This window comes from Parvibaculum sp., assembly GCF_046297875.1.
In the GTDB taxonomy this organism is placed as follows: domain Bacteria; phylum Pseudomonadota; class Alphaproteobacteria; order Parvibaculales; family Parvibaculaceae; genus Parvibaculum.
Genome location: NZ_JBKBHD010000001.1, coordinates 442,259 through 468,624, shown reverse-complemented (window position 1 = coordinate 468,624; position 26,366 = coordinate 442,259). Strand labels below are relative to the sequence as shown.

The following is a 26,366-nucleotide window of genomic DNA, read 5'->3' as shown; positions in this document are numbered from 1 at the left end:
TCTGGCGCGGCCGGGTCCGGATCGTCTATAACCACAGGCAGCCGGGCAGGACCGGCGATAGACCTTGCCGGACCGCCATGAGCCCATCACTTTTCTCGCTGATCGAAGTCTCGCTTCCCGACGATCGCACACGCATCGTGCTTGAAGCGCCGGACCGGACACGCGGCCCACGCGAATGGAGCGCGGAGCGGCTGCTGACGGCAGCGGCACAATTCGCCTCGCTCTTCTCGCAGCTTGGTCTCGCGAAGGGCGACAGGGTGGCGCTGCAGGTGGAGAAATCGCCGGAGGCGCTTGCAATCTATCTCGCCTGTCTGCGGGGCGGCTTCGTCTTCCTGCCGATGAACACTGCCTATCGCCTCGATGAAGTGGATTATCTCGTCGGCAATGCCGAACCGGCACTCTTCATCTGCGATCCGGCGGCCGAAGAAGGCGTGAAGGAAATAGCCACCCGCTACGCCACGCCGCATGTGCTGACGCTCGATACGGAAGCGCGAGGCAGCCTGACCGAGGCATCGCGCAGGGTCCGCAATATCGTGCCGCCTGCGCACCTTGGTGCGAACGATCTCGCTGCGATCCTCTACACGTCGGGAACAACCGGAAAACCCAAAGGCGCCATGTTAAGCCAGGGCAATCTCGCCTCGAACGGGCTCGCGCTTCGCGACGCCTGGCGTTTCACCGAGAACGACGTGTTGCTCCACGCGCTGCCGATCTTCCATGCGCATGGGCTCTTCGTTGCCTGTCATTGCGCGTTGCTGGCGGGCGCCAGAATGATCTGGCTCGGCAAGTTCGACCGCGATCTGGTGCTGCAGCATCTGCCGCGCGCAACCACGTTCATGGGTGTGCCGACCTTCTACACACGACTGCTCGCAGGCGATGAATTCAATGCCGGGCTCGTGAAGCATATGCGGCTCTTTACGTCGGGCTCGGCGCCTCTCCTTGCCGAAACCTTCGAGGAATTCCGCGCCCGCACCGGCCATGCGATTCTCGAGCGCTACGGCATGACCGAAACCGGCATGAACACGTCGAACCCCTATGACGGCAAGCGCCGCGCGGGCACGGTGGGCTTCCCGCTGCCCGGAACGGAAGTGCGCGTCATGTCGGATGACGGGGCGCTCATGGGCGCGGGCGAAGTCGGCGGACTACAGGTGCGCGGGCCAAACGTCTTCAGCGGCTACTGGCGCATGCCGGAGAAATCCGCCGAGGAGTTCGAGGAGGGCGGCTGGTTCAAGACCGGCGACATCGCCATGATAGATGCCGAGGGCTATGTCCATCTCGTCGGACGCGCGAAGGATCTCATCATTTCGGGCGGCTTCAATGTCTATCCGAAGGAGATCGAGGAACTCATCGACGACATGCCGGAAGTGCTGGAGTCGGCAATCGTCGGTGTGCCGCATGCCGATTTCGGTGAGGCGGGCGTGGCCGTCGTCGTACTCCGGCCCGGCAAGGCGCTCGACGAGGCCGAGCTCATTTCGCGCGTCAAGGCGAAGCTCGCGAACTACAAGGTGCCGAAGCGGGCCTTCTTCGTGGAAAGCCTGCCGCGCAATGCAATGGGCAAGGTGCAGAAGAACCTGCTGCGCGACGAATATCGCGACGCCTGCAAATCCTGAGCTTTACGATGAGCGGTCGCTGTCGCGCCGCTTGACCGGCGCCTTGCCGTCGCGGCGGCGGCGGTCGGGCCCGGTGAAAACGGCAGAACGCACGATGGCGCGCGGCCGCGTCAGCACGGTTTCAATCCGCTCGATCAATTGCTGGGCCGAGAAGGGCTTCGACAGGATTTCGGTAACGCCCGCATCGCGCGCTTCGATGATCGCACTGCGCTCGCGCTTGCTCGTGACATAGATGACGGGGATACCGACCAGATCGTCTTCTTCGGCGGTGCGGAGGGCGCGCACGACGGAAATCCCGTCGAGCGGCGGCTCGAGATCGTCCATGATCGCGAGGTCGATCTTGCCCCGCACCAGCGCTGCCAGTGCATCTTCGCCGGAGCGTGCGCTGACGATGTTGCGGATGCCGAGATTTGTGAGAATGCCGCGAAGCATGTTCGCCATGAAGACCGTGTCTTCGACGATCAGCACACCGAGCTGGGCATAGGTTTCGGGGCTGATGGTCTTGCGGCTGGCTTCGGCTTCTTGGGCCATTCGGGTCACCTTCTGGGGCTGGACGATCGCAGGTGTCAACAATATGGCCAAAACTCTTTAGCGATTGGTTAGTGCCGCCGCGCGGAATGCCTGTTTTCCGGGGCCCGGTCAGGCCCGCCCCGGAAGCATCCGGCTAAGCCCGTGCTCGGTTTTCTCCCAGTGAAACGGCCGTGTCAGCAATTGCCATATGGCCTTGTAGGCCGCCAGCGAGATCAGCAGCCAATAGGCGGGCATCATCACGGCTTGATTGAGCAGGGCGGGCATGCCCCTCACGGCGACAGCCGCAATTCCCGCCGCCACCGCCACCGAGTAGCCGGAAACCAGCACCAGCATGTTGAAGAGTGCGAGGCCGGCGCCGTCCTTGAAATCGGCAGGAACGCCGGTCACAGCAATGGAGATCGCCATTGAAACGTAGAAGAGCGGATGAACGAGATTGGCCAGCGTGAAGCCTCCAATCAGAAGCTGGAAGCTGATAAATCCCCTCGGCCCGAGCTGGCGGGAGAGTCGGACAGGGTGACGCATGCGCACAAGCCATGTCTGCAACCAGCCCTTTATCCAGCGCGAGCGCTGGCGGATCCAGTTCGGCAGGCGGCAATTGGCTTCTTCCTGCGTTGTCGACTGGATCATGCCGCAGCGATATCCGAGCAAGGCGAGGCGGATGCCGAGATCGGCATCCTCGGTCACATTGTTGGGATCCCAGGCACCTGCCTCGCGAAGGACTTTCGTGCGGAAATGCGTCGAAGTGCCGCCAAGCGGAATAGGCAGGCCAAGCCGGACCATCATCGGCAAAAGCAGATCGAAAAAGGCCGAATATTCGATGGTGAACTGCCGCGTCAGCCAGTTCTCGTTCCAGTTGTAATAGTTGAGCTGCGCCTGAACGCAGGCAAGCTTCTCGTCGCCGAGATTGAACGCGGCAACCGCCTTCTTGAGCTGCTTCGGCTCCGGGCAATCCTCGGCGTCGTAAATGACGAGATAGTCGCCCTTCGCGAATGGCAGCGCGAAATTGCACGCTTTCGGCTTTGTCTGCGGCAGGCTTGTGGGAACGATGATGAATTCGAAATGATCGGGAAGTTTGAGCGCTTTCGCCGCGTCGAGCGTGTCGCGGTCGCTCTCCTCAAGGATAAGCTTGATGTCGAGTTTGGAGGCGGGGTAGTCGAGTTCGCTCAGTGCGCGCGCGAGTATGGGAAGAACGCTCGCCTCGCGAAATAGCGGCACCATGATCGTGTAGACGGGAAGGTCGCTGTCCGGCGGGACACCATGATTTGTATAGGCGCGCTCTTCCGCCGTTCGGGGTACGAGCAGTCCGACGAATATCGACGCATAACGCATGACCGCGACGCCGAGAAAGACAATGCCGAAGGCAATGTTCAGCGCCGCGAATACGTGCCACGGCGCGAGAATGAGGCCGATCGTCAAGGCGAGACAGAGGCCCGCGAACCAGAAAACCTGTGCGCGGGATAGTCTTGCGGCTGCGGAACTTTCCGGCATCCTGCGCTGCAGATCGAAGATTGCCCGGTCTGTCAGTACGCTCGCGAAGTCGCGCGTCAGCGTGCGGGAAATATCGCGGTGCGAGGCGACGAAAACGGGCCTTGCACGGCCGTCATGTTCGGCAATGGCGCCTCGCGCGCTGTCCGGGTCGCTAGCTACATAGATCGTCTCACCCGCTCGCCGCCGCCACGGCAGGCAGGCGGTGCGCAGATAGAAGTCGATATCGGCCTCGGCGGCGAGCGCCTGATCGCGCGGTTCCGACGCGAGGTCGACAACCGGCACGCCGCGCTGGGCGCCATAGAGCCGCGCCAGGTCGGCAAAGCGCAGGGCGCCGGTGCTGACGAGGATCTCGCCGAGACGGTCGCCCCATTGATTCTGCCGTTCGAGAGCGTGAGCAAGCATGTCTGGCGGAACGAGACCGGCCGCGAGCGCCAGTTCTCCGATCAGCGGGCGGGAGCCGCTCCGGCGGCCGGCCGGGCGCGGACGGGTGGCAGACGCACGTTCCGGCGCCGGCCTTTTCTGACCGGATCCGGCAGCTTTGCGCTTTTCCAATGTTCTCCCCCGCGAGTTCCAGACTTGATTTGTAATCGCAACGCCAGAACCGACCTCTTCCAGTATTCCATGATAGCGAGAAAATTAACCTTGATAAACCCGGCGACGAACAAGGGCACAAGCCTTGCTTTTCTGCAGGGCAGGAGGCAGCGGCAGGCCCATGCGGGGCGGTTTGCAGCCTCTGTCTGTGTCACAATGGGACATGACGCGCCGTGGTACTTTCCATGGCGGGACGTTGGGCGGGCGATATGCGGTTTCTTCTCTATCTGAACACGATAGCCATCGTTTGGCTGGCCGGTGCGCTGGTGCAGCTCTATGAAGGCGCGCCGCTGCCCGGGCACAAGCCGCCTGCCGTCGTGGTGGCGGAGGCCCCGGCTATCGTGGAGCCTGCCGCCCCGGAACCGGTTGCTCCGGCGCTGACGCCCGAAGAAATGGCGGCGCTGAGCCTGCCCTTTCCCAACCCGGCGCGCCTATCGGGGGCGGCGGCGGAAACAGCGCCCGCCGAAGCGGCTGCCGCGCCGCTTGTCATTTTGACCGAAGGCGACTACCCGCCTTTCAACTACCGTGACGAGACCGGCGAACTGCGTGGCTTCGACATGGAAATTGCCGCTGAACTTTGCGAAAGGCTCGGCACCGTATGCCGCTACGAAACGCGCAGCTGGGATGAGCTTCTGCCGGCGCTCAGGCGTGGCGAGGGTGATGCGGTGATCGCTTCCATGCGGATCCCGTCGCAAGGACGCGAAAGCGCGGCGGGCGAGGGGGTCATCTTCAGTCACGGTTATTATTCGACGCCGGGCCGCTTCGCGGCGAGGCGCAACAATGTGCCGCCCGCCGCGACGCCTGCCGCCCTTGCCGGCCGGCGCATCGGCGTTCAGGCAGGCTCCGCGCATCAGGCCTTCGCGCAGAAGCGCTTTCCTGCCGCCGAACTGGTTGTCTTTGCGAACCCCGCCGAAGCAAAAATGGCGCTCGACAAGGGCGAGATCGATCTCGTCTTTGCCGACCGCAACGCACTCTTGCGCTGGATACTGGCAAAGGAGGGCGCCTGCTGCCGTCTTGTCGGTCCCGACTATGCCGATCCGGCCTATTTCGGAGAAGGGGCAGGGATCGTTTTGCGGGCCGGCAATGAGGCGTTGCGCGACCGCATCAATGCGGCCCTCGCTTCGCTGGTGAGCGACGGCACCTATGCCCGCATTAGCGCGCGGCACTTCTCCGCAAATATCTTCTGAAGATACTTATCGCTTCTCGCCCGATACGTCCGCCATCAGATCGCGCGGCCGCCCGAAGAAAACCGTACGTCCCTTGGCATTGGCAACCTGTTCCCAGCGGTCGGCATCGAATTCGAAAACGATGAAGCCGCCGGTCGGTACGCCATAGGCGACGCGCAGCGCCGTTTCATCATCCGGGTCTTCGGCAAGCGCCATCGCCAGAAGCACAAGCCCCGGATTATGCGCGACGACGAGCAGCGTCTTCGCATCGTCCGGTGCGTTGCGGATTTCCTCCAGCATTTCGTCCGGCATCGCGTGATAAAGCTCGTCGCGATAGATGACGGGAACGGAATCGCCGAGGGCGTCGCGAAGCGGCGCGCATGTCGCCAGCGCCCGCACCGCCGTCGAGCAGAGAATGAGATCGGGCCTGTAAGGCGAGCGCGCGATCCAGCCTGCCATGAAGGCGGCAGCCTTCTCGCCCCGCGTATTGAGCGGCCTGTCGAAATCGTCCTTCGAGGGATCGCCCCAGTCCGATTTTGCGTGGCGGAGCAGGCAAAGCCGTTTCATGTCGTGCGCTCCCGGCGCTGCGATGCATCGGGAAAGGCTCTTCCCGAAAATGGGTTGACGAGGCTCCAGCCGAACCGTTCCGGCGCGGGCGAAGGATATTCGGCCAGTCCGAGCCGCATGGCAATGTGCCCCTCGCGCGGCGCCGCCCGGTATGTGCCGAACAGACGATCCCACACGGAAATGCTGAAGCCGAAATTCATGTCGTGCTCGTCGCGATGGACCGAATGATGCACCCGGTGCATGTCCGGCGTCACGATGAAAAGACGCAGGATGCGATCCGCTTTCTCGCCGATCCGCAGGTTCGAATGATTGAACATCGCAGCGGCATTGAGAAGCACCTCGAACAGGATGACAGCGGCGACCGGTGCGCCGAGCAGCGCAACCGCCGCCATCTTGACGCACATGCTTATGAGGATTTCGACGGGATGAAAGCGGATGCCGGTTGTCGCATCGACATGCGGGTCCGCATGATGGACGCGGTGCAGCCGCCACAGAAATCCGGCCTTGTGAAACAGGACATGCTGTCCATAGACAAGAAGGTCGAGCGCGAGCAGCGAGAGGAGGAAGGCGGCGATATAGGGCGTACCCGTCCAGTGGAAGAGCCCGAAGCCCAGGCGCTCCGCTTCCAGCGCAACACCCGTCGCAAGGAGCGGTACGGCAAGGCGCAGGACGAGCGTACCCGTGGCGGCCAGAGCGAGGTTCGTCGTCCAGCGGCGGACCCGCGTGACGCCGGCCGTGCGCCGGGGCAGCGCCGCCTCAAGTGCCGCCATCAGTGCCAGCACACCGGCAAAGACGGCGAGACGGACCGGCGCTTCATGGGCTGAAATGAATTCGAGCATCTGATGCGCGCGAGGCGCGCCTCCGGATAGTGGAACCCCGACTATAATGCGGCTTGCATCCGAAGAAAAAGCCTTCCCGGGCGGTGCTTCGCGCTAATATATGACGTATGTTTTCTCGGAAACCGGCAGGGGTTCGCCATGCTGACCTGGATGAAAAGGGGATCGCTGCTTGCATGCCTCGCGCTGCCGCTTCCGGTGCTGGCCGAAACGGCCGCCATGCCGGTGGATGGCGACGAGACCTTCCTCCCCGGCTTCACTTGCCTTGCCCCGGCAGCAGGTACGGACGGCCCAATCATCTGCGAAGCCCTGATCAGCCAGGTCATGCCGCCCTTCTATTTCGAACTCTTCTGGCAAATGGATGAAGCGGCCGGTGAGCGCGCGATTGCCCGCATCGCGATCCGTCAGCAAGGCACCGCCGAGTCCTTTCAGGTAATCGAGAATGTCGACTCGCAAACCTTTCCTGACATCGAGAATAACGGCTTTGAGGTGATCGATCTCAATTTCGACGGCTATCTCGATTTTCGGCTGCTGGCGCAGACAACGGCAGGACCGAATGTACTCTACCGGAACTGGCTCTGGTCGCCGCGCGATCAACGCTTCGATGGTAATCAGGCGCTTGACGAGATCGTCTCACCGGAATTCGACCCGGATACGCAGGAAATTACCAGCCGCTGGCGGTCAAGCGCGACAGAGGGTGGCGTCGACATTCACATGTGGGAGGCGGGTGCGCCCGTCGTCATCCATCGTGAAACGGATCGTTATGGCGAGCGGGGATGCACGCGCACCTTCTACGACCGGATTGACGGCAAGCTCGAACAGACCGGCGAAGGCCGTTGCGGCTGAGCATCAGGCCGGCATGTGCCGGGCGCGGACGCCGCGCTCGATCGCGGCGGCGACGAGCTTGTCGATGTCGAGAACATCCCTGAGAAGCTGCAGCAGACGCATTTCCTCGGCGCCGACCGAAAGATCCGCCGCCGCGATTTCGACGGCAAGCGCATAGCCGGTCTCGCGCAGATGCGGCGGCAGCGCATCCCTGACAAGGCCGAACACCGCGTCGAGGCCGCCATCTTCCTGCAGGATCGCCGCACATTCCTTCGCAACCGGAATGAGCCGCTCGGGGTTGAAGTCGCGAAAGGCGGGCAGCGTTTGCACGATATTGCCGATGTCGCGCAGTTCCGTGTCGCTCATGGCGCGGTCGACCGCGCTCATCGTCACCATGATGTAAATCAGGGCGTTTTCGTGGGAAATTGTCGACATGGACCTGCCTTGGAAAAAACATCGCTATGGTGGCCGCGACTTTAGGGGGTGCCTTCCGGACCCGCAAGCGCGGCTTCACCCCCGAGAAAGCGGCGCGATTCGGCGATCGCCTCGGCAAGCCCGATCCGGTGAATTTCGGCACCCGGCGGAAAGGCGCTGGTCAGCCGCGTCGGCAGCCGGGAATCGAGCATGACGAAAACGCCCCGGTCGCTTGCCCGGCGGATCAGCCGGCCAAAGGCTTGCTTCAGCCGGAGCCGGGTCAGCATGTCGTCATAGCGCGCCTTGCCGAACTGCTCGCTCCGCGCCTTGTGCAGGATGTCCCGCCGCGGCCAGGGCACACGGTCGAAGACAATCATGCGCAGGGAATCGCCCGGCACGTCGACGCCATCGCGCACGGCATCCGTGCCGAGCAGGCAGGCATGGCGCTCGGCGCGGAAAATATCGACCAGCGTGCTGGTGTCGAGCTGATCGACATGCTGTGCATAAAGTGTCAGCCCCGCTTCCTCGAGCGGTGAGACGATCCGCTCATGCACGGCGCGCAGGCGATGGATTGCAGTGAAGAGGCCAAGCGCACCGCCATCCGCCGCGCGGAACAGTTCGCGATAGGCGGCGGCGATGGCATCCTTATCGCGCCCTACATCGCGCACAACGAAAATGCGAACCTGCTCGGCATAGTTGAACGGCGATCCCATGAAGGCGCGTTTCGCGGGCAGGGCGAGGTGTGACACGCCGGTTCTGATTTCCGCACTTTCCCAGCCGCCTTCGGCAATGTCCTCATCCGGCAACTGGTCGCGCAGCGTCGCCGATGTAATGAGAACGCCATGCGCCGGCTCAAGAACGGCGCCTGCGAAGGGTATGGTCGGGTCGCGCCAATGACGATGCATCCCGACATCGATCTCGCGCCCGGAAAGCCGCTCCACTGAAAACCAGTCGACGAAAATCTCCGGCGTCGCACCGCCGAGACTTTTCAGCATCGATTGCCAGGCCGGAATGAGAACCCCCGCACGCCGCTCGATGCCCCGCGCGGCAGCATCCATGCGGATGCGAGTTGCCGTGTCGAGGTCCTCTGCTTCCTCGTCGAGGCGCGCGCGCAGCCTGTCCGCGATGACGCGCAGCGCGCGAACGAGATGTGACAGCGCCTCGTCCAGCGTGTGCGCCGCTTCCGCAAGCCCGCTCACGGCGGGCGCCGTTTCCGTTTCGAGGGAAAAGACATTGCCCGATTCCTCCGCGCGGGCATGAACCTGCTGGCGCACCAGCGCGAGAAACTTCTCTGCCGCGCCGCGTGGCTGGCCGTCATTGAGGCGCGTGGACCAGCCGGGTGCGGGCAGCGCCGATGCGGCGGATAGGGCAGCCGTTAGCGCCTCCTCGGCAAGCTTGTCGTCTGCAATGAGATCGCCCGCACGTTCTTCGATGCCGCGCCCGCGCCTCCCGCGCTGTCCTTCCGCGCCGCGTATCCAACGCCGGAGTTCGGCCGCTTCAAGCGCCGAAAGCGATGTCGAGAAGGCGCCGTCTGCCGCATCGAAAATGTGATGGCCTTCATCGAAGACAAAGCGCGTCCTCGCCTCGCGCCCGCTCGGTATTTCCTCTTCCGCGCCACCGGAGGCGTCATCGGCCGGTTGCGCCGGTTTCGTCAGTACGCCCATGGTCTGGTCAAGCGCGGCCTGCCGCATGACAAGGGCATGGTTTGCCACTACTATTTCGGCGCGCCGCGCCTTGCGGATTGCGCGTTCGATAAAGCATTTCTTGTAGTGCGGGCAGGCGGTGTAGACGCACTCGCCGCGCCTGTCGGTCAGGCCGGTGCGTCCGGCGGCGCCGCTGAGCCGAGCGGCCAGCCAGGCCGGAAAGTCGCCGCCCACCATGTCGCCGTCTCGGCTTGCCATTGCCCAGCGCGCGACAAGACCGACGGCTACCGCATTGCCGCCAAGCGCGGCGCGATCCGCCATCTCGGCGAAATTGAGCAGGCAGAGATAATTTTCGCGGCCCTTGCGGATCACGGCCTTCTCCGCCTTCTCGGCGGTATCGGGATAGAGGCGCGTGAGTTCCTGATCGAGCTGGCGCTGAAGGTTCTTCGTATAGGTGGAAATCCAGACCGTGCCCCTGTTGCGCTCGGCCCAGAGGCTTGCAGGCGCGACATAGCCGATCGTCTTGCCGATGCCGGTTCCGGCTTCGGCAAGGACAACATTGGGTTCTCCTGCCCGCTCGCGCGGCGCGAAGGCGGCACTCGCCAGCCCGGCAAAGGCGACCTGCCCCGGCCGCGCTTCCGCGTCGTCGCCTGCCAGTTCGGCAAGCCGCACTTGCGCCTCCGCCGCGCTGACCGGCAGCGATCCTGCAGGCGGAAGCGGCGGGCGCTCCTCCCAGTCGGGAAGTTCGTTCCAGATGTCGAAGCCGCGCGAGGCAGGGAGCTTGCTCTCGCGCCCGGCCGCGCCGCGCAAGGCATCGCGAAGTGCGGCCATGACGCCCGGCCCCCAGGCCCAGCCCGCTTCCGCCATGCGGAAGGCGGTGCGCGCCGCAAAGGGACGTCCCGGCAGGCGCGGGTTCTGAAGCTCGCGGAGGAGGACGGCGGCGGCCTCGCGCAAGATCATCGCCAGATCTTCCGGCGTTTCGCCGGGATCGAGGCCAAGCGCGCGGGCGACTCCCTCGGCGGTCGGCAGGCAGGGCTCGGCAGGGCGGACAAAGGCGAAAAGTTCGAGAAGGTCGAGAACATGAGGGCCCGCCTCGCGGAAGGCCATGCCTCTTGCGATGCGCCGTGCGATAAAGCCGGCATGGACCAGCATCACGGGCTCGCGCTCGATCAGCCGCAGCGCCTCATCCGGCGAAAGCTCGCTGATCTCGCCATCCGGCGAAACCGCAACCGCGCTGCGGCCGGGGCCGCGCGCGGGCACCAGTGCCACGGCATCGGGCAGCATCGGCCCATCGGTGGAGGCGGGCGAATCGGGAGGAGGAGTGTCGGCCATCGCGGCGCAGTATAGCGGGACGCCGCGTGAAGCCCATGGCCGGGAATGGTGCCTCAGGCGGCGAGGCTCGGATAGGCCTTGGCAAGCGCGCGCCAGGTCGCCGTGATCTTCTGTTGCAGCCGGGGCACTGAATGCATGGCGGCATCGGCCTCGCCTTGCGCAAGCGCCGAACCGATATCGCCTGCGACAAGCGCAACTGCCGTCAGGCCAATGTCCGCCGCTGCCATCCGCAGCTCGCGGGCGTGGTTCGAAAGGGCCTCGCCGTCGCGCATCACACGCGCCTTTTCGATCTGGCGGTGAATGGCAAGTACGCGCTCAAGTCCGGCCACGAGATGATCGGTGATATGAGCGCCACCGAGACGCTGCTCAAGTTCATAGAGGTGATCGAGATCGATCAGGCGTTCCGGCTCATGTTGGCGCACCGGCTTGTCGCCATCGCGAAGCGAGGCGATATAGGCTTCTGCGCTGCCCGGTTCCGCCGGTAGCAGGAACCAGAACGTGCTGCCCTGGCCGGGCGTGCTGTCGACGCCGATATGGCCGCCCATCATCCGCACCAGCCTTTCGCTGATCGGAAGTCCGAGCCCGGCGCCCGCCGCCTTTCCGGCGAAGCGGAAGTCGCGTGCATCCGCACCCTGCGCAAAGGCATCGAAAATTCGCCGCCGGGCGTCATCCGTGAGGCCGGGGCCGGTATCGGTGACAGAAAAGCGGAACAGCGTTTCGTTGTCGGGCGTCTTCAGTGTTGAAACGCGCACCACGACACCGCCCTGATAGGTGAACTTGATCGCATTGCCCACAAGGTTTGCGAGAACCTGTTTCACGCGGTCCGGGTCGGCGACCATGCTGGGTGGAACATCCATGCCCTTGTCGAGCTCGAGCGAGAGCCCGCGCGCCACGGCTTGATGGCGCGTCAGGCGAACAATGCCTGCGGCAAGTTCGGCCGGGTCGAAACTGCGCGGCTTCAGTTCGAGCGAGCGCGCCTCGATTTCCGAGAAGTCGATCATGTCGTCGATGAGGCGGCGGAGAAGCTGGCTCGTTTCCTCGACAGAGGCGGCGATCTTCATTTGCGTATCGTTCACCGCTTCGTCGGCGAGATACATCGCCATGTTGCGAAGCCCGTCGAGTGGCGTACGCACCTCATGGCTGATGATGTCGAGAAATTCCTGCTTTGCCTGCATTGCCGCCTTGGCGCGCGCTTCGGATTCCTCGGCATCGCGGCGGCGCTGCTCGCCCGCCGCATGGGCGCGGTTCATCCGCTCCACAAGATCGGCATTCTCGAAGCGCAGCCGGAAGGCTTCGCGGTAGCCTTCATTGATGCGCCTCGTCCAGCCTGCGGCGGTGACGAAGAACATGGCCGAGAGAACGACCGTTGCGATGGAAAGGGGCTCCGCCCGCCAGAGCAGCATGATGGTAACGGGCGTACAGGAGGCGATCGCGTAATAGGCGACAGCAGGCGGATAGTTGGCGCGCGATACCGCGGTCGCCATGACGAGTGTAGCAAGCACGAGGATGTAGAAGATTTCATGCGCGAAGCTTGACCCCGGCAGCCAGAACAGCGATCCGACGCCCCATGTCGCGCCGCTGATCAGCGTGACCAGCGCATATCGGTGCGCCCATTTCATGGCATTGGGAACGGCGTCCGGGTCGGCGCGGAAGCCGCCGCGCACCCGGTCGAAGGCGAACTGGGCGACAAGCTGGATCGCAAGGACCACAGGCAGGCTCCAGACCGGCGCCGTTTCGAAGAAGGCAAGGCCGACGATCACAATGCCGCCGAAAATGGTCCAGCGGCTCGCCTCGCCAAGCGAGAGCAGCAGCCGCACCTGCTCGGCATCGATTCGCGTCTCTATCGGAAGGGTGCGGCGCATGGGCCCAAGCTCGGGAGTGGCATCCTCTTCCGCAGGAACGGCCATTTCAGGAAGGTCTGCCTCGTTTGGCCTGTTCACTGATTCATGCTCCGGGCGCGGTGCCACATGGCGCTGCATCATGGCTTCCCGGGAGAGGGCCGGGTCCGCCCGCACCGCATTGACTGGGGGGTGCCCAAAGCATAGGGTCCGCGCGCTTGACAAAGCCTTAAATATTCATTGCCGGGTAGATTAGATGTCCGCCGACGCAACCGCCATAGCCACGTCCGAACTTCTTGAAGCCGCCAGGGTCAGCAACGCCTGGCCCTTCCAGGAAGCGCGGAAAATCGTGGAGCGGATCGAGAAGCGCGGCGATGCGAATCCGACGGTCCTCTTCGAGACGGGCTATGGCCCGTCGGGCCTGCCCCATATCGGCACGTTCGGCGAGGTGGCGCGCACGACCATGGTGCGCCGCGCCTTCGAAATCCTCATGCCGGGGGTCAGGACGCGGCTTCTCTGCTTTTCGGACGACATGGACGGGATGCGCAAGATTCCGGACAACGTGCCGGACCGCGCCTTCCTCGAACCCTATCTGCACAAGCCGCTCACCTCGGTGCCCAATCCCTTCAGCGGCGATTACGAGAGCTTCGGCCACCACAACAACGCGATGCTGCGGCGCTTTCTCGACACGTTCGGCTTCGAATACGAATTCGCAAGCGCGACCGACTATTACAAGTCCGGCCGTTTCGACGCGATCCTGAAGCGCGTCGCCGAACGCTATGACGACATCATGGCAATCATGCTGCCCTCGCTCGGGCCGGAGCGCCGCGCGACCTATTCGCCCTTTTTGCCGATCTCGCCGAAGACCGGCCGTGTGCTCTATGTGCCGTTGAAGAAGGTGAATGCGGCAGACGCAACCATTACCTTCGACGACGAGGACGGTGAGGAAACGACGATCCCCGTTACAGGCGGCCGTGTGAAGCTGCAATGGAAGCCCGATTTCGGCGCGCGCTGGGCGGCGCTCGGCGTCGATTTCGAAATGTTCGGCAAGGATCACGGGCCGAACATGGGCATCTATGACCGCATCTGTCAGGCGCTCGGCGGCCGTCCGCCTGAACACTTTGTCTACGAACTTTTCCTCGATGAAAAGGGTGAGAAGATTTCGAAGTCGAAGGGCAATGGTCTCACCATCGATGAATGGCTGACCTATGCGCCGACCGAGAGCCTTGCGCTCTACATGTTTCAGCGCCCGCGCCAGGCGAAGAAGCTCTATTTCGACGTCATCCCGCGTGCGGTCGACGAATATTACCAGCATCTCGCCGCCTATCCGCGTCAGGACTGGAAGGAACGCCTCGGCAATCCAGTCTGGCACATTCATGACGGCAATCCGCCTGCGATCGAACTGCCTGTCTCCTTCGCGTTGCTGCTCAATCTCGTCAGCGCCTCGCATGCGCATGACAAGGCTGTGCTCTGGGGCTTCATCTCGCGCCATGTGCCGGGCGTGACGCCGGAAAGCCACCCGGAACTCGACCGCCTGACCGCTTACGCGATCCGCTATTTCGACGATTTCGTGAAGCCCACCAAGGTATTCCGTGCGCCGGACGAAGTAGAGGCGGTGGCGCTCGCTGCTCTGTCCGAAAAGCTTTCCGATTTGAAGGCCGGTGCGGATGGCGAGACGATCCAGAACGAGATGCTGAATGTTGCGCGCAGCATTGAACGCTTTCAGGACCATACGAAGAAGAGCCCCGAAGGTGGCCCCGGCGTATCCATCGCTTTCTTCCAGATGATCTATCAGGTGCTGCTCGGGCAGGAGCGGGGACCACGCTTCGGTTCCTTCGTCGCGCTTTACGGCATCGACAATACGCGCGAACTCATCCGCCGTGTGCTGGCGGGCGAAGATCTCTCGAAAGAGTGAGGCGGGCTACTGGCTTGCCCAGATGATCCGCGCCATCCAGAGAATCTCCGGCGGCTTGAGGATGCGCGGATCATGCGCCGGGTTGAAGGAGTGAAGCTCGACGCGCTCGCGCGTGCGCCGCATGAGCACCTTCGCCATGACCTCGCCCGCAACCGTCTTCACCACCACGCGGTCGCCGCGCCGCACTTCCGCGGCGGGCGAGACGACGATGACATCGCCCTCGCGATAGAAGGGCTCCATGCTGTCGCCGGTGACTTCCAGCGCATAGGCATGTTCATCCTTGATCTCGGGAAAGGCGGTCTCTTCCCAGCCGCCGCCAATCGGAAAGCCTGCATCGTCGAAATAGCCGCCGCCGCCCGCCTGCGCGAAACCGATCAGCGGCACACGGTTGGTGCGGGAGTTGCCGTCGCCGGCAAGAAATTCCTCTGGGTCCGTGCCCGTGGCTTCGAGAATGCGCGAAAGGCTTTCGGTGTTGGGCCAGCGCGGCCGGCCTTCAGCCGTCATCCGTTTGGATTTACTGAATGTTGTAGGGTCGAGACCTGCCGTCCGCGCGAGCGCGGAAGCCGTCATGCCGTGGCGCGCGGCCAGTGCGTCGATCGCAGCCCAGATGCGGCCATGCGAAAGCAGGCGGGGCATGGGTTGGTCCTTTTGTCAGATTGAAGGGGAGTATGGCACAGGATTTAATTCCCATCCATAGTCTTGTCGCTCCCGCCGGGCCCCGCTAGAGTGCGCCCCGCATCCGGAGACCTGCCCCGTGCCTTCAAGTACCAGCCTCATCTACAAGATCGTCAGCGAACATGAATGGATCGCCGCCGAGGCGGAGGGCCATTTCATCGGCTCCGCCGTCGATATCGACGACGGCTTCATCCATTTCTCGACGGCCACACAGGCGGCGGAAACGGCGTCGCGCCATTTTGCAGGCCGCGAGGGCCTGCTGCTCGTCGCGGTCGAGGCGGCCGCGCTCGGCGAGGCCCTGAAATGGGAGCCTTCTCGCGGCGGCGCGCTTTTCCCCCATCTCTATGATGTGCTGCGCATCGAAACCGTGCGCGGCGTCGACCCGCTGCCGCTCGATGAGGACGGCGTGCATATCTTCCCCGGTCACATGATGGCGGAGGGCTGAGGAGATGGATCTCTATCCGCTTGCCCGGCCTTTCATGAGCCTGATCGACCCCGAGACGGCGCACCGGCTCACCATCCGCGCGCTCCGCATGGGCCTCGGCCCCCGGCAGAAGCAGCCCGATCCGGTGTCGCTCGCAATCGATCTCTTCGGGCTTCACTTCGAGAATCCGCTCGGCATCGCTGCCGGCTTCGACAAGAACGGCGAGGTGCCGGACGCGATTCTGGCGATGGGCATGGGCTTTGCCGAAGTCGGCACGGTGACGCCGCGCCCGCAAGCCGGCAATCCGCGTCCGCGCGTCTTCCGCCTGCCGCTACACCGCGCGGTCATCAACCGGCTCGGCTTCAACAATGAGGGTCATGAGGCGCTGAAGAAGCGGCTCATCGCGCGGCGCAGCAGGCGCGGCATCGTCGGCGTCAATATCGGCGCGAACAAGGACTCGGCGGACCGCATTGCCGATTACGAGGCAGGCATCCGCGCCTTTGACGGGCTTGCCTCCTATTTCACGGTGAACATCTCCTCGCCCAACACGCCGGGCCTGCGCGCGCTGCAGAACAAGGAGGAACTCGAAACGTTGATCGTGCGCGTACTCGCCGCGCGCCACACCGGCACGGCGCGCATGACGCCGGTGCTGCTGAAAATCGCGCCGGACCTCGGCGCCGAAGAGCTTGCAGACATTGCCGATGTGGCGCTGCGTCTCGGCCTCGACGGCATCATCGTCTCCAATACGACCATTGTGCGCGAGGGCCTCGTCTCGGGCGTGAATGCGGACGAGACGGGCGGCCTTTCCGGCGCGCCGCTCTTCGCCATGTCGACAAGGGTTCTGGCGGATATCTACCGGCTGACGCAGGGCCGCATTCCGCTGGTCGGCGTCGGCGGCATCTCGTCGGGCGACGATGCTTACGGGAAAATTCGCGCCGGTGCCTCGTTGCTCCAACTCTATTCCGCACTCACCTATGACGGCCCGGCACTTGTTGGCCGCATCAAGGCCGATCTTGCGGCGCAGCTTGCGGCCGATGGCTTCGCGAATCTGAAGGATGCCGTCGGCGCGGATGTAAAACTCTAGACGGAAACTCAAGGGAGGGAAGGCATGGCGCGCCCCACCATCTATCACAATCCGCGCTGTTCGAAATCGCGGCAGACGCTGGCGCTGCTTGAAGAGCGCGGGCTCGATCCGCTGATCGTCGATTACCTGAAGGCGCCGCCAAGCGCGGTGGAGCTTCAGGCGATCCTCAAGAAGCTGAAGATGAAGCCCCGCGATCTTATGCGGAAGGGCGAAGCTGTCTACAAGGAGCTCCGACTCGACAATGAAAAGCTGACGGATGAGAAGCTCGTCCGTGCGATGGAGGAAAATCCGATTCTGATCGAGCGTCCCATCGTCGTCATGGGGGCAAAGGCGCGGATCGGCCGCCCGCCCGAGAGCGTGCTCGAAATTCTGTGATCCGTACTTTTTCTACCTTTCCCAAGACGGTCATTGCCGGGCTTGACCCGGCAATGACCGTCTTGGGGGGAGGTGAAATGGGGGCAGTCCTGCTCAGGCGATGCCCCGGCGCATCCGCGGGTAGTAGAAGCCGAGCGACAGCGCGCGCATCAGGTTGAACCCGGTCAGCGCCGCCCATAACCCGTGATTGCCGTAAGGCAGGAAGAACCACCAGAGCGCGAGGAAGAGAAGACTTGAGGCAAGGGCCGCATTGCGCATTTCGGCGCTCCGCGTGGCGCCTATGAAGATGCCGTCGAGCTGGTAGCACCAGACCGAAAGGACTGGCAGCAGCGCCGCCCAGACAAGATAGAGGCGGGCCGTCTCACGCACTTCCGCATCAAGCGAAAGGAAATCGATCGCCGCACCGCCAATGGCAAACATCGATAATGTCAGCAGCGCCGATATGCCAGCAGCCCAGAGCGTCGAGAGCCTTGCCGCCCGGTCGAAGCCGCGCAGATCGCGCGCGCCCGCGGCCTTGCCGGTGAGCGTTTCCGCAGCAAGCGCGAAACCATCGAGGAAAAAGGCGCAGGCGGTCACGAATTGCAGCAGGATCGAATTGACCGCGAGGATGACAGTGCCTGCCTCCGCGCTTTTTGCGGTGAACCAGGCGAAGGAGAGCAGCAGCACAATCGTGCGGATCATGATGTCGCGATTGATGGCGATGGTGCGCCTGATCCGCGCCGCATCGAGGAGCCGCGGCCGGGTCCAGATGCCCGGATAGAGCTTAAGCGCATGAGCGGCAAGCGCGAGTCCGAGCATCGCCGCCGAGACTTCCGCAATCAGCGTACCGGCCGCGATGCCCGCCACACCCCAGCCGAGACCGAGCGCCAGCCAGATATTGAAGAAGAGATTGACGAGATTGAGGAAGACCTGCAGCACCAGCGCGGTTTTTGCGCGGCCAAGGCCGATGAACCAGCCGGCAATAGCATAGTTCGCTAGCGCCGCCGGCGCGCTCCAGATGCGGATATCGAAATAGAGCCGGGCAAGCTCTTCCACCTCGTCGCCGCCATCGAGAAGCGCGAAAGCGGCAAGCGCGATCGGCCATTGCAGCAGAATGAGCGCGAAGCCGATCCCGCCTGCAATGATGAGTGCGCGGCCGAGTGCTGCGCGGATTTCCTCGCCATCGCCTGCACCTTCTGCTTGCGCGGTCAAGCCCGTCGTGCCCATGCGAAGAAAGCCGAAGGTCCAGTAGACCATGGTAAAGATAAGCGCACCGAGCGCCACTGCGCCGATATATTTCGGATCGCCCATCCGGCCCATGACGGCTGTGTCCGCAAGGCCGAGCAACGGTGTCGAAAGATTGGAAATGACGATGGGAACGGCAATCGCCAGCACCATATGGTGTGTGACGCGAGGCCTTGCCGCCGCCGCTTCGCTCATGATCCGGCAGGTTCGTCCGCGGGCTTCAGCAGGAAATGGCCATGCGCTGCCGCTATCGGCCGCGAACGGTCGTCCTGCCAGGCCTCGGCGTGAACCGTGGCGACGCGGCGGCCCTGCTTGGTGATCACGGCACGGCCATACGTATCGACGGGGCGTCCCGAGCGCAGATAGTCGATGGTAAGGCCGATGGGTTTCGGCAGTTCATCGCCGTTGATCTCGAAGGCAAGTTGCGCGATGGCCGTCGTCTCCAGAAAGGCGCCGATTGTGCCGCCATGAAGCGCGGGCAGCACTGGATTGCCGATCAGCTTTTCCGAGAAATGCATGACGGTGGTGATCTCGTTGCCGCGCTGGTCGACCGTGATGCCGAGAAAGCGGGCATAGGGAATTGCCTGCATGAGCGCATTGATGTCGCGGGCCACTTTCTCGCTCATGCCTTGCTTTCCTTGTTTTTCTGCAGGAACTTCGCCGCTTCTTCCGCCACCTCCGGTGTGATCGGCATGGGCGTTGCGCGGTTCGCCGCCAGCATGAAGGTGCCGACGCAGGTGGCGATCGGATCGTTCTCGTCTGTGTGATAGGCGGTGCCGCGTACAAAGGCGATATTCGTCGTCACCTTGTAGCAATGCGTATGCGCCATGAGGTCGAGCTTCGGCGTCGCAGGCTTCATGTAGTCGATCCGGAGATCGAGCGTCGCAATCGACATGCGCTCGGGCAGCGCAAGCTGCACCGCGATGCCACAGGCATTGTCGAGCAATGAGGTTATGACGCCACCGTGGATGACGCCGGTCTGCGGATTGCCGATCAGGTCTTCGCGGTAGGGAACGGAGAGCCAGCCTTCGCCCCGCTTCGCATGAACGACATTCATGCCGAGCGCGCGCGCATGCGGAACATGCTGGATCAGCACATCCTTCATCAGGGCGATATGTTCTTCGGTGATGTCGTCCGCCGCCATTTTTGTCTCCCTGCTAGCGCCTCTAATTGCGCCCCGCCGCGCGCCCAAGTCAACCGCGATTTGAAGGCATCGGCGGCGAGGCACAGCGGTCACCTGCCGCAGCGTCCGTCTTTGTCTGCGGCCCCGTGCCCGCTCGTTTCTGGACCCGCGCGCGAGAATTCCTGTAGCCTGTTCGCATCGATATTCACATTCCGGGAGCACTGCCTCATGTCCGCACAATCGAGAGCGGCGGCGCCAGCCGCCATGCCCAAAGTCTGTATCGTCGGTGCAGGCTGCAGCGGCTTTTCCACCGCCAAGGCGCTGAAGGACCGCGGCATTCCATTCGACATTTTTGAAATGTCGGACACGATCGGCGGCAACTGGGCCTACAAGAACAAGAACGGCATGTCGGCCTGCTATGAGTCGCTCCATATCGATACGTCGAAATACCGGATGCAGTTCGAGGACTTCCCGATCCCCGGCGACTTTCCCGATTTTCCGCATCACTCGCAGGTGCTGCAGTATTTCAACGAGTATGTGGACCACTTCGGCCTGCGCGAGAAGATCGAGTTCAACACCGCGGTGACGCATTGCGAGCGTATGGCCGACGGTCTCTGGCGCGTGACGATCGACCGCTCCGCCGCGGGCGGGCCGTCGTCGGAGACGCGCATTTATGATGCGCTCTTCGTCTGCAACGGACATCACTGGGACCCGCGCTGGCCGGCGCCCGCCTTCCCCGGCGAGTTCGACGGCGTGCAGATGCATGCCCATTCCTATCTGACGCCTTTCGAGCCGGTGGAGATGCGCGGCAAGAACATCGTCGTTGTCGGCATGGGCAACAGCGCGATGGATATTGCCTCCGAACTGTCACAGAAGCCGATTGCGAAGCAGCTCTGGGTATCGGCGCGGCGCGGCGTCTACATCTTCCCGAAATATATCGGCGGCCGCGTCGCCGACAAGGCGTCGCTCCCGCATTGGGTGCCGCTGCGCCTGCAGCGCTGGCTTGCCGCTCGTGCGCTGAAGCGCGCCGTGGGCAATATGGAGGATTACGGCCTGCCGAAGCCGGACCACAAGCCGCTTGAGGCTCATCCCTCCGTGTCGGGTGAATTTCTCACCCGAGTCGGCTGTGGCGATATCAAGGTAAAGCCGAATATCGAACGCTTCGAGGGAAAGAAGATCCGCTTTACCGATGACTCGGCGGAAGATGTCGATGTCGTCATCTATGCGACGGGCTACAACGTGTCATTCCCCTTCCTCGACAAGTCGGTCGTCGAGGTGAAGGACAACCACATTCCGCTTTTCAAGCGTGTGATGAAACCCGGAATCCCCAATCTCTTCTTCATGGCGCTGGCGCAGCCGCTGCCGACGCTGACGAATTTCGCCGAGCAGCAGGCGCGCTGGCTCGCTGCCTATCTTGCCGGCGAATATGCACTGCCGTCCGGGGAAGAAATGGAGCGCATCATCGTGGCGGATGAGCGCCGCTTCATCGGCCATTTCTACGACAGCCCGCGCCACAAGATGCAGGTCGATTTCAACATCTACTGCCACGACCTGAAGCGCGAATGGAAGCAGGGCGAGAAGCGCGCAAAGGCGGCCGGCAACCCACTCCCGGTGCCGCCCCGCGCGGCAGCAGCAGGGGCGCGGGCGGCGGAGTGAGAGCGGCCCCTCAAATCTAGCCTTATGAAAAACAAGGTCTTTCGGCGACGGCACAGGCCGCCCCCGAAAGTTGACGATTGTCGTCATGAGAGTAGAGTCGGCAAAAACCGGCTGTCGAGTCGGCTGCGTCGCGGGCGGGGAGGGGAAGCCCCGGCCCGGCGCTCAGGAGGGATGATGAAGAGAGACATGACTTCATGCGGGGCCGGGGCGCGCGCATGAGCACCGATATCGACGATGCGGCTGCTGCAGACGTAAAGAAGAAGCCGGGCAAGCGCGAGCTTACCAAGCTGAACAATCGCGAAGCGATATTGAGCGCGGCACGCAGCGTCTTTGCCGATCTCGGCTATGGCGCAACCTCGGTGCGTGACATCATCCGCAAGACCGGCCTCGCGTCCGGCACTTTCTACAACTACTTCCGCAGCAAGGAAGAAGTCTTCGAAGCGTTGATGGACGAAGGTATGCGCCGCATCCGTCCTCGCCTGCGCGCCGAGCGTATTCGCTCGCGCACCTTCGAGGATTTCATCCGCAATGCCTATCGCACCTATTTCGACTATCTCGCCTCCGATCGCGACTCGTTTCAGCTCATGCGGCGCAACCCGAATACGATCCGCGTTCGCATGGACACGCCGGAGCTGATCGCGGGCTTCGAGGAGATCCGGGAATATCTTGAAGAGGACATTCGCAATGGCACATTGCCGGAAGTGGATGCCGAGTATCTGATGGCCTCGGTCGTCGGCATCGCCATGGAAATGGGCGACAGGATGCTGCTGCGGCCGGAGATCGACGCGGAAAAAGCATCCGCCTTCGCCACCGCGCTCGTTCTCGGCGGCGTCCGCGCGCTGCCGCACAAGGGAAAGCAGGAGCAGAAATGAGCCTCCAGAAATTCATCGTCCGCAGTCTGCTGAAGTTTCCCGACAGCATTCTTGTCAGGATGTCGGGCGGCAAGCCGCTCGCGATCGACGGACGCATTCTCGATGCGCGCGCGCAATTTCTCGCCGTGCAGGGCGCGCGCCAGCCATCCATCACCACGCTCGATCCTGTGACGGCACGCAGCGCGACATCGGCAGGCCTCGCGCTTCTCGACGATGCGCCGCGCGCATCCGTAGAGGTGCGCGACCTGAAGGTGCCGGGCCCCGGCGGCCCGCTCGATGCGCGGCTCTATCGCCCGCGCGGCAGCACGGAGGCGCTTCCCGGCCTCGTCTTCTTTCATTTCGGCGGCTGCGTCATAGGAGATCTCGACACCTGCCATGTCTTCTGCAGCATGATTTCCGACATAGCGAACTGCGCCGTGCTGAACGTCGCCTATCGCCTTGCGCCTGAGCACAAGTTTCCCGCACCGGCCGACGATGCCGTTGCGGCCTACCGCTGGGCGGCGGACAATGCAGGCGAGCTTGGCATGATCGCAAGCCGCATCGGCGTCGGCGGCGACAGCGCGGGCGGCAATCTCTCCGCCGTCGTCGCGCAGGAAGCAAAACGAAAGGGCTTTCAGCCGCCTGCCGTTCAGCTACTGATCTATCCCGTGACGGATTGGGCGGCGAAGGGCGGCTCGATGGAAAGCTGCGGCAATGTCTATCCGCTGACGGCGGAAATAATGGACTGGTTCGCCAGTCATTATCTGAACGGTCCCGCCGATTTTGCCAATCTCCGTGTCTCGCCGATGCGCGAGGCGGACCTCTCCGGCCTTGCGCCCGTCATCGTCGTCACCGCGGGCTTCGACCCGCTGCGAGACCAGGGTGCCGAATATGCCGAGCGGCTGAAAACCGCAGGCGTTACCGTCAGCTATCGCTGTGAGGACAGCCTGCCGCACGCCTTCACCGCGATGACCGGCGCCATTCCCGCCGCAAAAGCCGCCTGCGAGAAGATCGCGAGCGATGTGGGAAGAGCATTGCGAGGCGCGGCCTGAGCCATGCTCTATGCGATTGTCAAGGCGGCAGTCTCCGGCATCCTCGTGATGATCGTCTCGGAAACTGCGAAGCGAAGCCCGGCCTTTGGCGCGCTCGTTGCGTCGCTGCCGCTCGTGTCGCTGCTCGCGATCGTGTGGCTCTGGCGGGAGACGGGCGACACGCTGCGCATAGCAGACCATGCCGAAGCGACCTTCTGGTATGTGCTGCCATCGCTGCCGATGTTTCTCATCTTTCCGGCGATGCTGCGCCACGGCGTGGGGTTCTGGATTGCGCTCGGTGTCGGCTGTGCGATCACCGTGCTGTTCTACCTGGCGACAATATGGATTGCTTCGCGCTTCGGCATCGCGCTGTGATGTTTGCGAACGATTCTTATGCCTCAACGCCCTTGTGTGGCACGAGGGCACATGTTATTTCGACGCCGTCCTTAGGGGAGTAGCCGCCCTCCGCCACATGGCAGAGAGGGGCGGGCGTCAACAGACTTGAAGCTCCGGCTTCATGGCGTCCGCAATCAGCCCGCTGATCTGGCGAGACCTTTGGCTCAACGCGCTGCCTTTGCCGGGCAGGCGCGATGGGTCATTGGTGTCGTGCCCGGCAGCGGAGAACTCTCTTGGAAGCTTTCCTCGTATCGCTCGGTGCCGTCGCCATCGCCGAAATCGGCGACAAGACACAATTGCTCGCGCTCATTCTCGCCGTGCGCTTCCGCGCGCCGCTTTCCGTCATCGCCGGCATTTTCGCCGCAACCATCGCAAACCACGCGCTTGCCGCCTTCGCCGGCACGCTGGTGGCGGCCTGGCTCACGCCGGAAATTCTCGCCTGGGTGCTGGCCGTCTCCTTCATCCTGATGGGGCTCTGGGCGCTCATTCCCGACGATCCGCCCTCGGAAGAGGAAACGAAGGCGGCATTGCGCTTTGGCCCTTTCATCGCAACCACGGTCGCCTTCTTCTTCGTCGAGATGGGCGACAAGACCCAGCTTGCAACAGTGGCGCTCGGCGCGCGTTATGAAGCGCTGGTGGCGGTCGCCTTCGGCACCACGCTTGGCATGATGGTAGCGAATGTCCCCGTCGTGCTGTTCGGCGAGGCGCTGGCAAGGCGCATACCGGCGAAGACCATGCGCCTTGCGGCGGCGCTGGTGTTCATCGGCCTCGGCATTGCGGGGGGTGTGACGGCGCTTGCCTATGCGTCCTGATCGGAGCGGAAGAAGGTAATGAGCATGGGGTTGATGCTCGCCGCCTCCTCGCGGAGCACCCAATGCGTGCCCTCCGCGAAGAAAAGCGTGCCGCCCCGCTCGCAAAGTTCGATGCTGCGTCGGGCAAGGGAAGGATCGGCAAACTGGTCCTTCTCGCCCCAGACGAGAAGCACCGGCACGTCGATACGCGCCACGGGCTTTGAAAGGTCCTTTCTCAGCAACGCGCGGTACCAGTGGATCATGGAGGTCAAAGCCTTGGGCTCGCTCCAGGCCTTGCGATACCGCTCCCATTCGCCGGCTTCGAAGGCACCGGGCCGCGCCGAGGATTCGAGCGCTTCCACAAGCGCCGAATAATTCTTCCGCCGCATCATCCATTCAGGCAGCCAGCGCAGGCGGAACATCTTGACGTAGCGGCTCTTCTTCCGCTGTTCCTTGTCCGCATACATGGCCTGCTTCCAGATCGCGGGATGCGGCGCATTGATCATCGCCGCTTTCTCCATAGCCTCCGGCCGCGTCGAGCACAGCCACCAGGCAACACTCGCGCCCCAGTCATGGCCGATGACGCGAAGCCGCTCTTCGCCGAAATGCCGGCCCAGCGCGATCACGTCTTCAGTGAGCTCTTCGAGATCATAGGCCTTCACGCCTCGGGGCTTTCCGCTCACGCCGTAGCCGCGCTGGTCCGGCGCGATCACCCGGAAGCCCGCTGCGGCAAGCGCCGGCATCTGGTGCCCCCAGCCGAAGCAGTTGTCGGGAAAGCCGTGCAGGAGAATGAGCAGGGGGCCGTCTTCCGGCCCCATCTCGGCATAGTGCAAAACGATCCTGTCGAGATGCGCGACGCCGAAGCGCGCATCTTCCATTCCTGAAGCCATTCTGGTCCCTCTCTTTCCCCCGGGGCCGGATTGTCCGGCGGCACCATGGCGAAGTTTAGGCCATGGTTCTATGCTCGCGAGATAGGAATTCGCCATAAATTCTCAAGGGAGTGAAGCATGCGGGCCATGCGTGTGCATGAGTTGTCTGACGATATTTCCGTCCTGCGGATGGAAGAGTTGGAGCTGCCGCCGCCGGGCAAGGGCGAGGTGAGGCTCGATCTCAAGGCATGTTCGGTGAATTTCCCGGACATTCTGATGGTACAGGGGAAGTATCAGTTCAAGCCCGACCTTCCCTTCTCGCCCGGCATGGAAGGCGCGGGCGTTGTCGCCGCATTCGGCGAGGGCGTGACGAAGCTGAAAATGGGCGACCGCGTGGTGGCGGGCCTGCGCATCGGCGGCTTCGCCGAGGCGGTGAACGTGCCCGAAGCGGCCTGCCGCCCCATCCCTGGCAAAATGGATTTCGCGAAGGCCGCTGCCTATCCGGCTGCTTACCTCACGGCCTATGTGGCGCTGGTCTGCCGCGGTCATCTGCAGAAGGGCGAGACGCTTCTCGTGCATGGGTCGACGGGCGGCGTTGGCCTCGCCGCGGTCGAGATGGGAAAGCTCCTCGGCGCAACGGTGATTGCGACATCCGCCTCTGACGAGAAGCTGAAAGTCGTGAAGCAGCGTGGCGCCGATCACGTCATAAATGTAAATGACGGCTTCCGCGAAAAAGTGAAGGAGCTGACGGACGGGCGCGGCGCGGATGTGATCTACGATCCGGTGGGCGGCGATGTCTTCGATGAAAGCGTGCGCTGCATCGCCTGGAACGGACGGCTGCTCATCATCGGCTTCACGAGCGGCCGCATCCCGACCGTCTCCGTCAACATGCCGCTCATCAAGGGCTTCTCGGTAGTTGGTGTTCGCGCCGGTGAGTATGGCCGCCGCGATCCGGAAGCGGGCAAGGCGAATATCGAGGCGGTGGATCGTCTCGCCGCCGAAGGCAAGATCGACCCCTATATCTGCGCCCGCTTTCCGCTCGAGCGCGCCGTCGATGCGATGCGCATGCTTCAGGAGCGGAAGGTGGTCGGCAAGGTCGTGATCGAAATGTAGA

General features: G+C 63.4%; 25 protein-coding genes and 1 riboswitch. Of the genes, 13 read left to right on the top strand and 12 right to left on the bottom strand.

What is annotated here, in order from left to right:
• The first annotated feature begins 77 nt into the window (after nt 1-77).
• Nucleotides 78-1,607 carry a malonate--CoA ligase gene (locus ACK4FH_RS02335; protein WP_409810855.1) on the top strand — a complete coding sequence of 510 codons (1,530 nt, stop codon included), beginning with the start codon at nt 78-80 and terminating at the stop codon, nt 1,605-1,607.
• Nucleotides 1,608-1,610: 3 nt separating this feature from the next.
• Here the strand turns inward: ACK4FH_RS02335 and ACK4FH_RS02330 are convergent, their stop codons facing one another.
• Together ACK4FH_RS02330 and ACK4FH_RS02325 are read right to left on the bottom strand one after the other, a co-directional pair.
• Nucleotides 1,611-2,138 (bottom strand): response regulator, encoded by a 528-nt coding sequence (locus tag ACK4FH_RS02330; protein ID WP_409810853.1) that lies wholly within the window; start codon nt 2,136-2,138, stop codon nt 1,611-1,613.
• 108 nt (nt 2,139-2,246) lie between these two features.
• Complete coding sequence (locus tag ACK4FH_RS02325) at nt 2,247-4,178, bottom strand: glycosyltransferase family 2 protein (RefSeq protein WP_409810851.1); 1,932 nt, start codon at nt 4,176-4,178, stop codon at nt 2,247-2,249.
• Between the two features lie 224 nt (nt 4,179-4,402).
• Between ACK4FH_RS02325 and ACK4FH_RS02320 the strand changes: the two genes are divergently transcribed.
• On the top strand, nt 4,403-5,404 hold the full coding sequence (locus ACK4FH_RS02320; RefSeq protein WP_409810849.1) for a transporter substrate-binding domain-containing protein: 1,002 nt from the start codon (nt 4,403-4,405) through the stop codon (nt 5,402-5,404).
• Nucleotides 5,405-5,410: 6 nt separating this feature from the next.
• Here the strand turns inward: ACK4FH_RS02320 and ACK4FH_RS02315 are convergent, their stop codons facing one another.
• Nucleotides 5,411-5,950, bottom strand: coding sequence for a SixA phosphatase family protein (locus tag ACK4FH_RS02315; protein WP_409810847.1), 540 nt, complete (start codon nt 5,948-5,950; stop codon nt 5,411-5,413).
• Nucleotides 5,947-6,789 carry a sterol desaturase family protein gene (locus tag ACK4FH_RS02310; protein ID WP_409810845.1) on the bottom strand — a complete coding sequence of 281 codons (843 nt, stop codon included), beginning with the start codon at nt 6,787-6,789 and terminating at the stop codon, nt 5,947-5,949. Before ACK4FH_RS02310 ends, ACK4FH_RS02315 begins: the two co-directional genes overlap by 4 nt.
• Nucleotides 6,790-6,927: 138 nt before the next feature.
• Here ACK4FH_RS02310 and ACK4FH_RS02305 point away from each other — a divergent pair, with 138 nt between their 5' ends.
• On the top strand, nt 6,928-7,632 hold the full coding sequence (locus tag ACK4FH_RS02305; RefSeq protein ID WP_409810843.1) for an XAC2610-related protein: 705 nt from the start codon (nt 6,928-6,930) through the stop codon (nt 7,630-7,632).
• A 3-nt stretch (nt 7,633-7,635) separates the two neighbouring features.
• On the opposite strand, the gene ACK4FH_RS02300 is transcribed toward ACK4FH_RS02305, so the two are convergent.
• From ACK4FH_RS02300 to ACK4FH_RS02290, 3 genes are read right to left on the bottom strand one after another with little or no spacing between them, the layout of a single operon-like run.
• The gene (locus ACK4FH_RS02300) at nt 7,636-8,046 is read right to left on the bottom strand and encodes a tellurite resistance TerB family protein (protein ID WP_409810841.1); all 411 of its coding nucleotides are present in this window, start codon (nt 8,044-8,046) and stop codon (nt 7,636-7,638) included.
• A 41-nt stretch (nt 8,047-8,087) separates the two neighbouring features.
• Nucleotides 8,088-11,000 carry an ATP-dependent DNA helicase gene (locus ACK4FH_RS02295; RefSeq protein WP_409810839.1) on the bottom strand — a complete coding sequence of 971 codons (2,913 nt, stop codon included), beginning with the start codon at nt 10,998-11,000 and terminating at the stop codon, nt 8,088-8,090.
• Nucleotides 11,001-11,053: 53 nt separating this feature from the next.
• Entirely contained in the window at nt 11,054-12,940 is a 1,887-nt protein-coding gene (locus ACK4FH_RS02290; protein ID WP_409810837.1) for a sensor histidine kinase, read from the bottom strand.
• A 154-nt stretch (nt 12,941-13,094) separates the two neighbouring features.
• Between ACK4FH_RS02290 and ACK4FH_RS02285 the strand changes: the two genes are divergently transcribed.
• Nucleotides 13,095-14,753 (top strand): lysine--tRNA ligase, encoded by a 1,659-nt coding sequence (locus tag ACK4FH_RS02285; protein WP_409810835.1) that lies wholly within the window; start codon nt 13,095-13,097, stop codon nt 14,751-14,753.
• A gap of 6 nt (nt 14,754-14,759) precedes the next feature.
• On the opposite strand, the gene ACK4FH_RS02280 is transcribed toward ACK4FH_RS02285, so the two are convergent.
• Nucleotides 14,760-15,389 carry a S24 family peptidase gene (locus ACK4FH_RS02280; protein WP_409810833.1) on the bottom strand — a complete coding sequence of 210 codons (630 nt, stop codon included), beginning with the start codon at nt 15,387-15,389 and terminating at the stop codon, nt 14,760-14,762.
• A 118-nt stretch (nt 15,390-15,507) separates the two neighbouring features.
• On the opposite strand from ACK4FH_RS02280, the gene ACK4FH_RS02275 reads away from it, so the two are divergent.
• The 3 genes from ACK4FH_RS02275 to arsC are packed head-to-tail and all read left to right on the top strand — an operon-like array spanning nt 15,508 to nt 17,311.
• The gene (locus ACK4FH_RS02275) at nt 15,508-15,873 is read left to right on the top strand and encodes a DUF952 domain-containing protein (RefSeq protein ID WP_409810831.1); all 366 of its coding nucleotides are present in this window, start codon (nt 15,508-15,510) and stop codon (nt 15,871-15,873) included.
• A gap of 4 nt (nt 15,874-15,877) precedes the next feature.
• Entirely contained in the window at nt 15,878-16,936 is a 1,059-nt protein-coding gene (locus tag ACK4FH_RS02270) for a quinone-dependent dihydroorotate dehydrogenase (protein ID WP_409810829.1), read from the top strand.
• 24 nt (nt 16,937-16,960) lie between these two features.
• Nucleotides 16,961-17,311, top strand: a complete 351-nt coding sequence (gene arsC / locus ACK4FH_RS02265) for an arsenate reductase (glutaredoxin) (RefSeq protein ID WP_409810827.1) — start codon at nt 16,961-16,963, stop codon at nt 17,309-17,311.
• Nucleotides 17,312-17,404: 93 nt separating this feature from the next.
• Here arsC and ACK4FH_RS02260 read toward each other — a convergent pair whose 3' ends face one another.
• From ACK4FH_RS02260 to ACK4FH_RS02250, 3 genes are read right to left on the bottom strand one after another with little or no spacing between them, the layout of a single operon-like run.
• On the bottom strand, nt 17,405-18,730 hold the full coding sequence (locus ACK4FH_RS02260) for an MATE family efflux transporter (RefSeq protein ID WP_409810825.1): 1,326 nt from the start codon (nt 18,728-18,730) through the stop codon (nt 17,405-17,407).
• Nucleotides 18,727-19,161, bottom strand: coding sequence for a PaaI family thioesterase (locus ACK4FH_RS02255; protein WP_409810823.1), 435 nt, complete (start codon nt 19,159-19,161; stop codon nt 18,727-18,729). The genes ACK4FH_RS02260 and ACK4FH_RS02255 overlap by 4 nt, the downstream gene beginning before the upstream one ends.
• Nucleotides 19,158-19,679 carry a PaaI family thioesterase gene (locus tag ACK4FH_RS02250; protein WP_409810821.1) on the bottom strand — a complete coding sequence of 174 codons (522 nt, stop codon included), beginning with the start codon at nt 19,677-19,679 and terminating at the stop codon, nt 19,158-19,160. The genes ACK4FH_RS02255 and ACK4FH_RS02250 overlap by 4 nt, the downstream gene beginning before the upstream one ends.
• Nucleotides 19,680-19,922: 243 nt before the next feature.
• Here ACK4FH_RS02250 and ACK4FH_RS02245 point away from each other — a divergent pair, with 243 nt between their 5' ends.
• The 5 genes from ACK4FH_RS02245 to ACK4FH_RS02225 all read left to right on the top strand — a co-directional run bounded on the left by ACK4FH_RS02245 (nt 19,923) and on the right by ACK4FH_RS02225 (nt 24,404).
• Entirely contained in the window at nt 19,923-21,314 is a 1,392-nt protein-coding gene (locus ACK4FH_RS02245; protein WP_409810819.1) for a flavin-containing monooxygenase, read from the top strand.
• Nucleotides 21,315-21,529: 215 nt separating this feature from the next.
• Nucleotides 21,530-22,186 carry a TetR/AcrR family transcriptional regulator gene (locus tag ACK4FH_RS02240; protein WP_409810817.1) on the top strand — a complete coding sequence of 219 codons (657 nt, stop codon included), beginning with the start codon at nt 21,530-21,532 and terminating at the stop codon, nt 22,184-22,186.
• The gene (locus ACK4FH_RS02235; protein WP_409810815.1) at nt 22,183-23,217 is read left to right on the top strand and encodes an alpha/beta hydrolase; all 1,035 of its coding nucleotides are present in this window, start codon (nt 22,183-22,185) and stop codon (nt 23,215-23,217) included. Before ACK4FH_RS02240 ends, ACK4FH_RS02235 begins: the two co-directional genes overlap by 4 nt.
• A gap of 3 nt (nt 23,218-23,220) precedes the next feature.
• The gene (locus ACK4FH_RS02230; RefSeq protein ID WP_409810813.1) at nt 23,221-23,571 is read left to right on the top strand and encodes a DUF3147 family protein; all 351 of its coding nucleotides are present in this window, start codon (nt 23,221-23,223) and stop codon (nt 23,569-23,571) included.
• A gap of 62 nt (nt 23,572-23,633) precedes the next feature.
• Nucleotides 23,634-23,740, top strand: a riboswitch (yybP-ykoY riboswitch).
• A gap of 85 nt (nt 23,741-23,825) precedes the next feature.
• Nucleotides 23,826-24,404 (top strand): TMEM165/GDT1 family protein, encoded by a 579-nt coding sequence (locus tag ACK4FH_RS02225; protein WP_409810812.1) that lies wholly within the window; start codon nt 23,826-23,828, stop codon nt 24,402-24,404.
• On the opposite strand, the gene ACK4FH_RS02220 is transcribed toward ACK4FH_RS02225, so the two are convergent.
• Nucleotides 24,392-25,273: an alpha/beta fold hydrolase gene (locus tag ACK4FH_RS02220; protein ID WP_409810811.1), complete on the bottom strand. Its 882-nt coding sequence runs from the start codon at nt 25,271-25,273 to the stop codon at nt 24,392-24,394. The genes ACK4FH_RS02225 and ACK4FH_RS02220 overlap by 13 nt on opposite strands.
• 117 nt (nt 25,274-25,390) lie before the next feature.
• On the opposite strand from ACK4FH_RS02220, the gene ACK4FH_RS02215 reads away from it, so the two are divergent.
• Nucleotides 25,391-26,365 (top strand): NADPH:quinone oxidoreductase family protein, encoded by a 975-nt coding sequence (locus ACK4FH_RS02215; RefSeq protein WP_409810809.1) that lies wholly within the window; start codon nt 25,391-25,393, stop codon nt 26,363-26,365.
• Nucleotide 26,366: the final 1 nt, after the last annotated feature.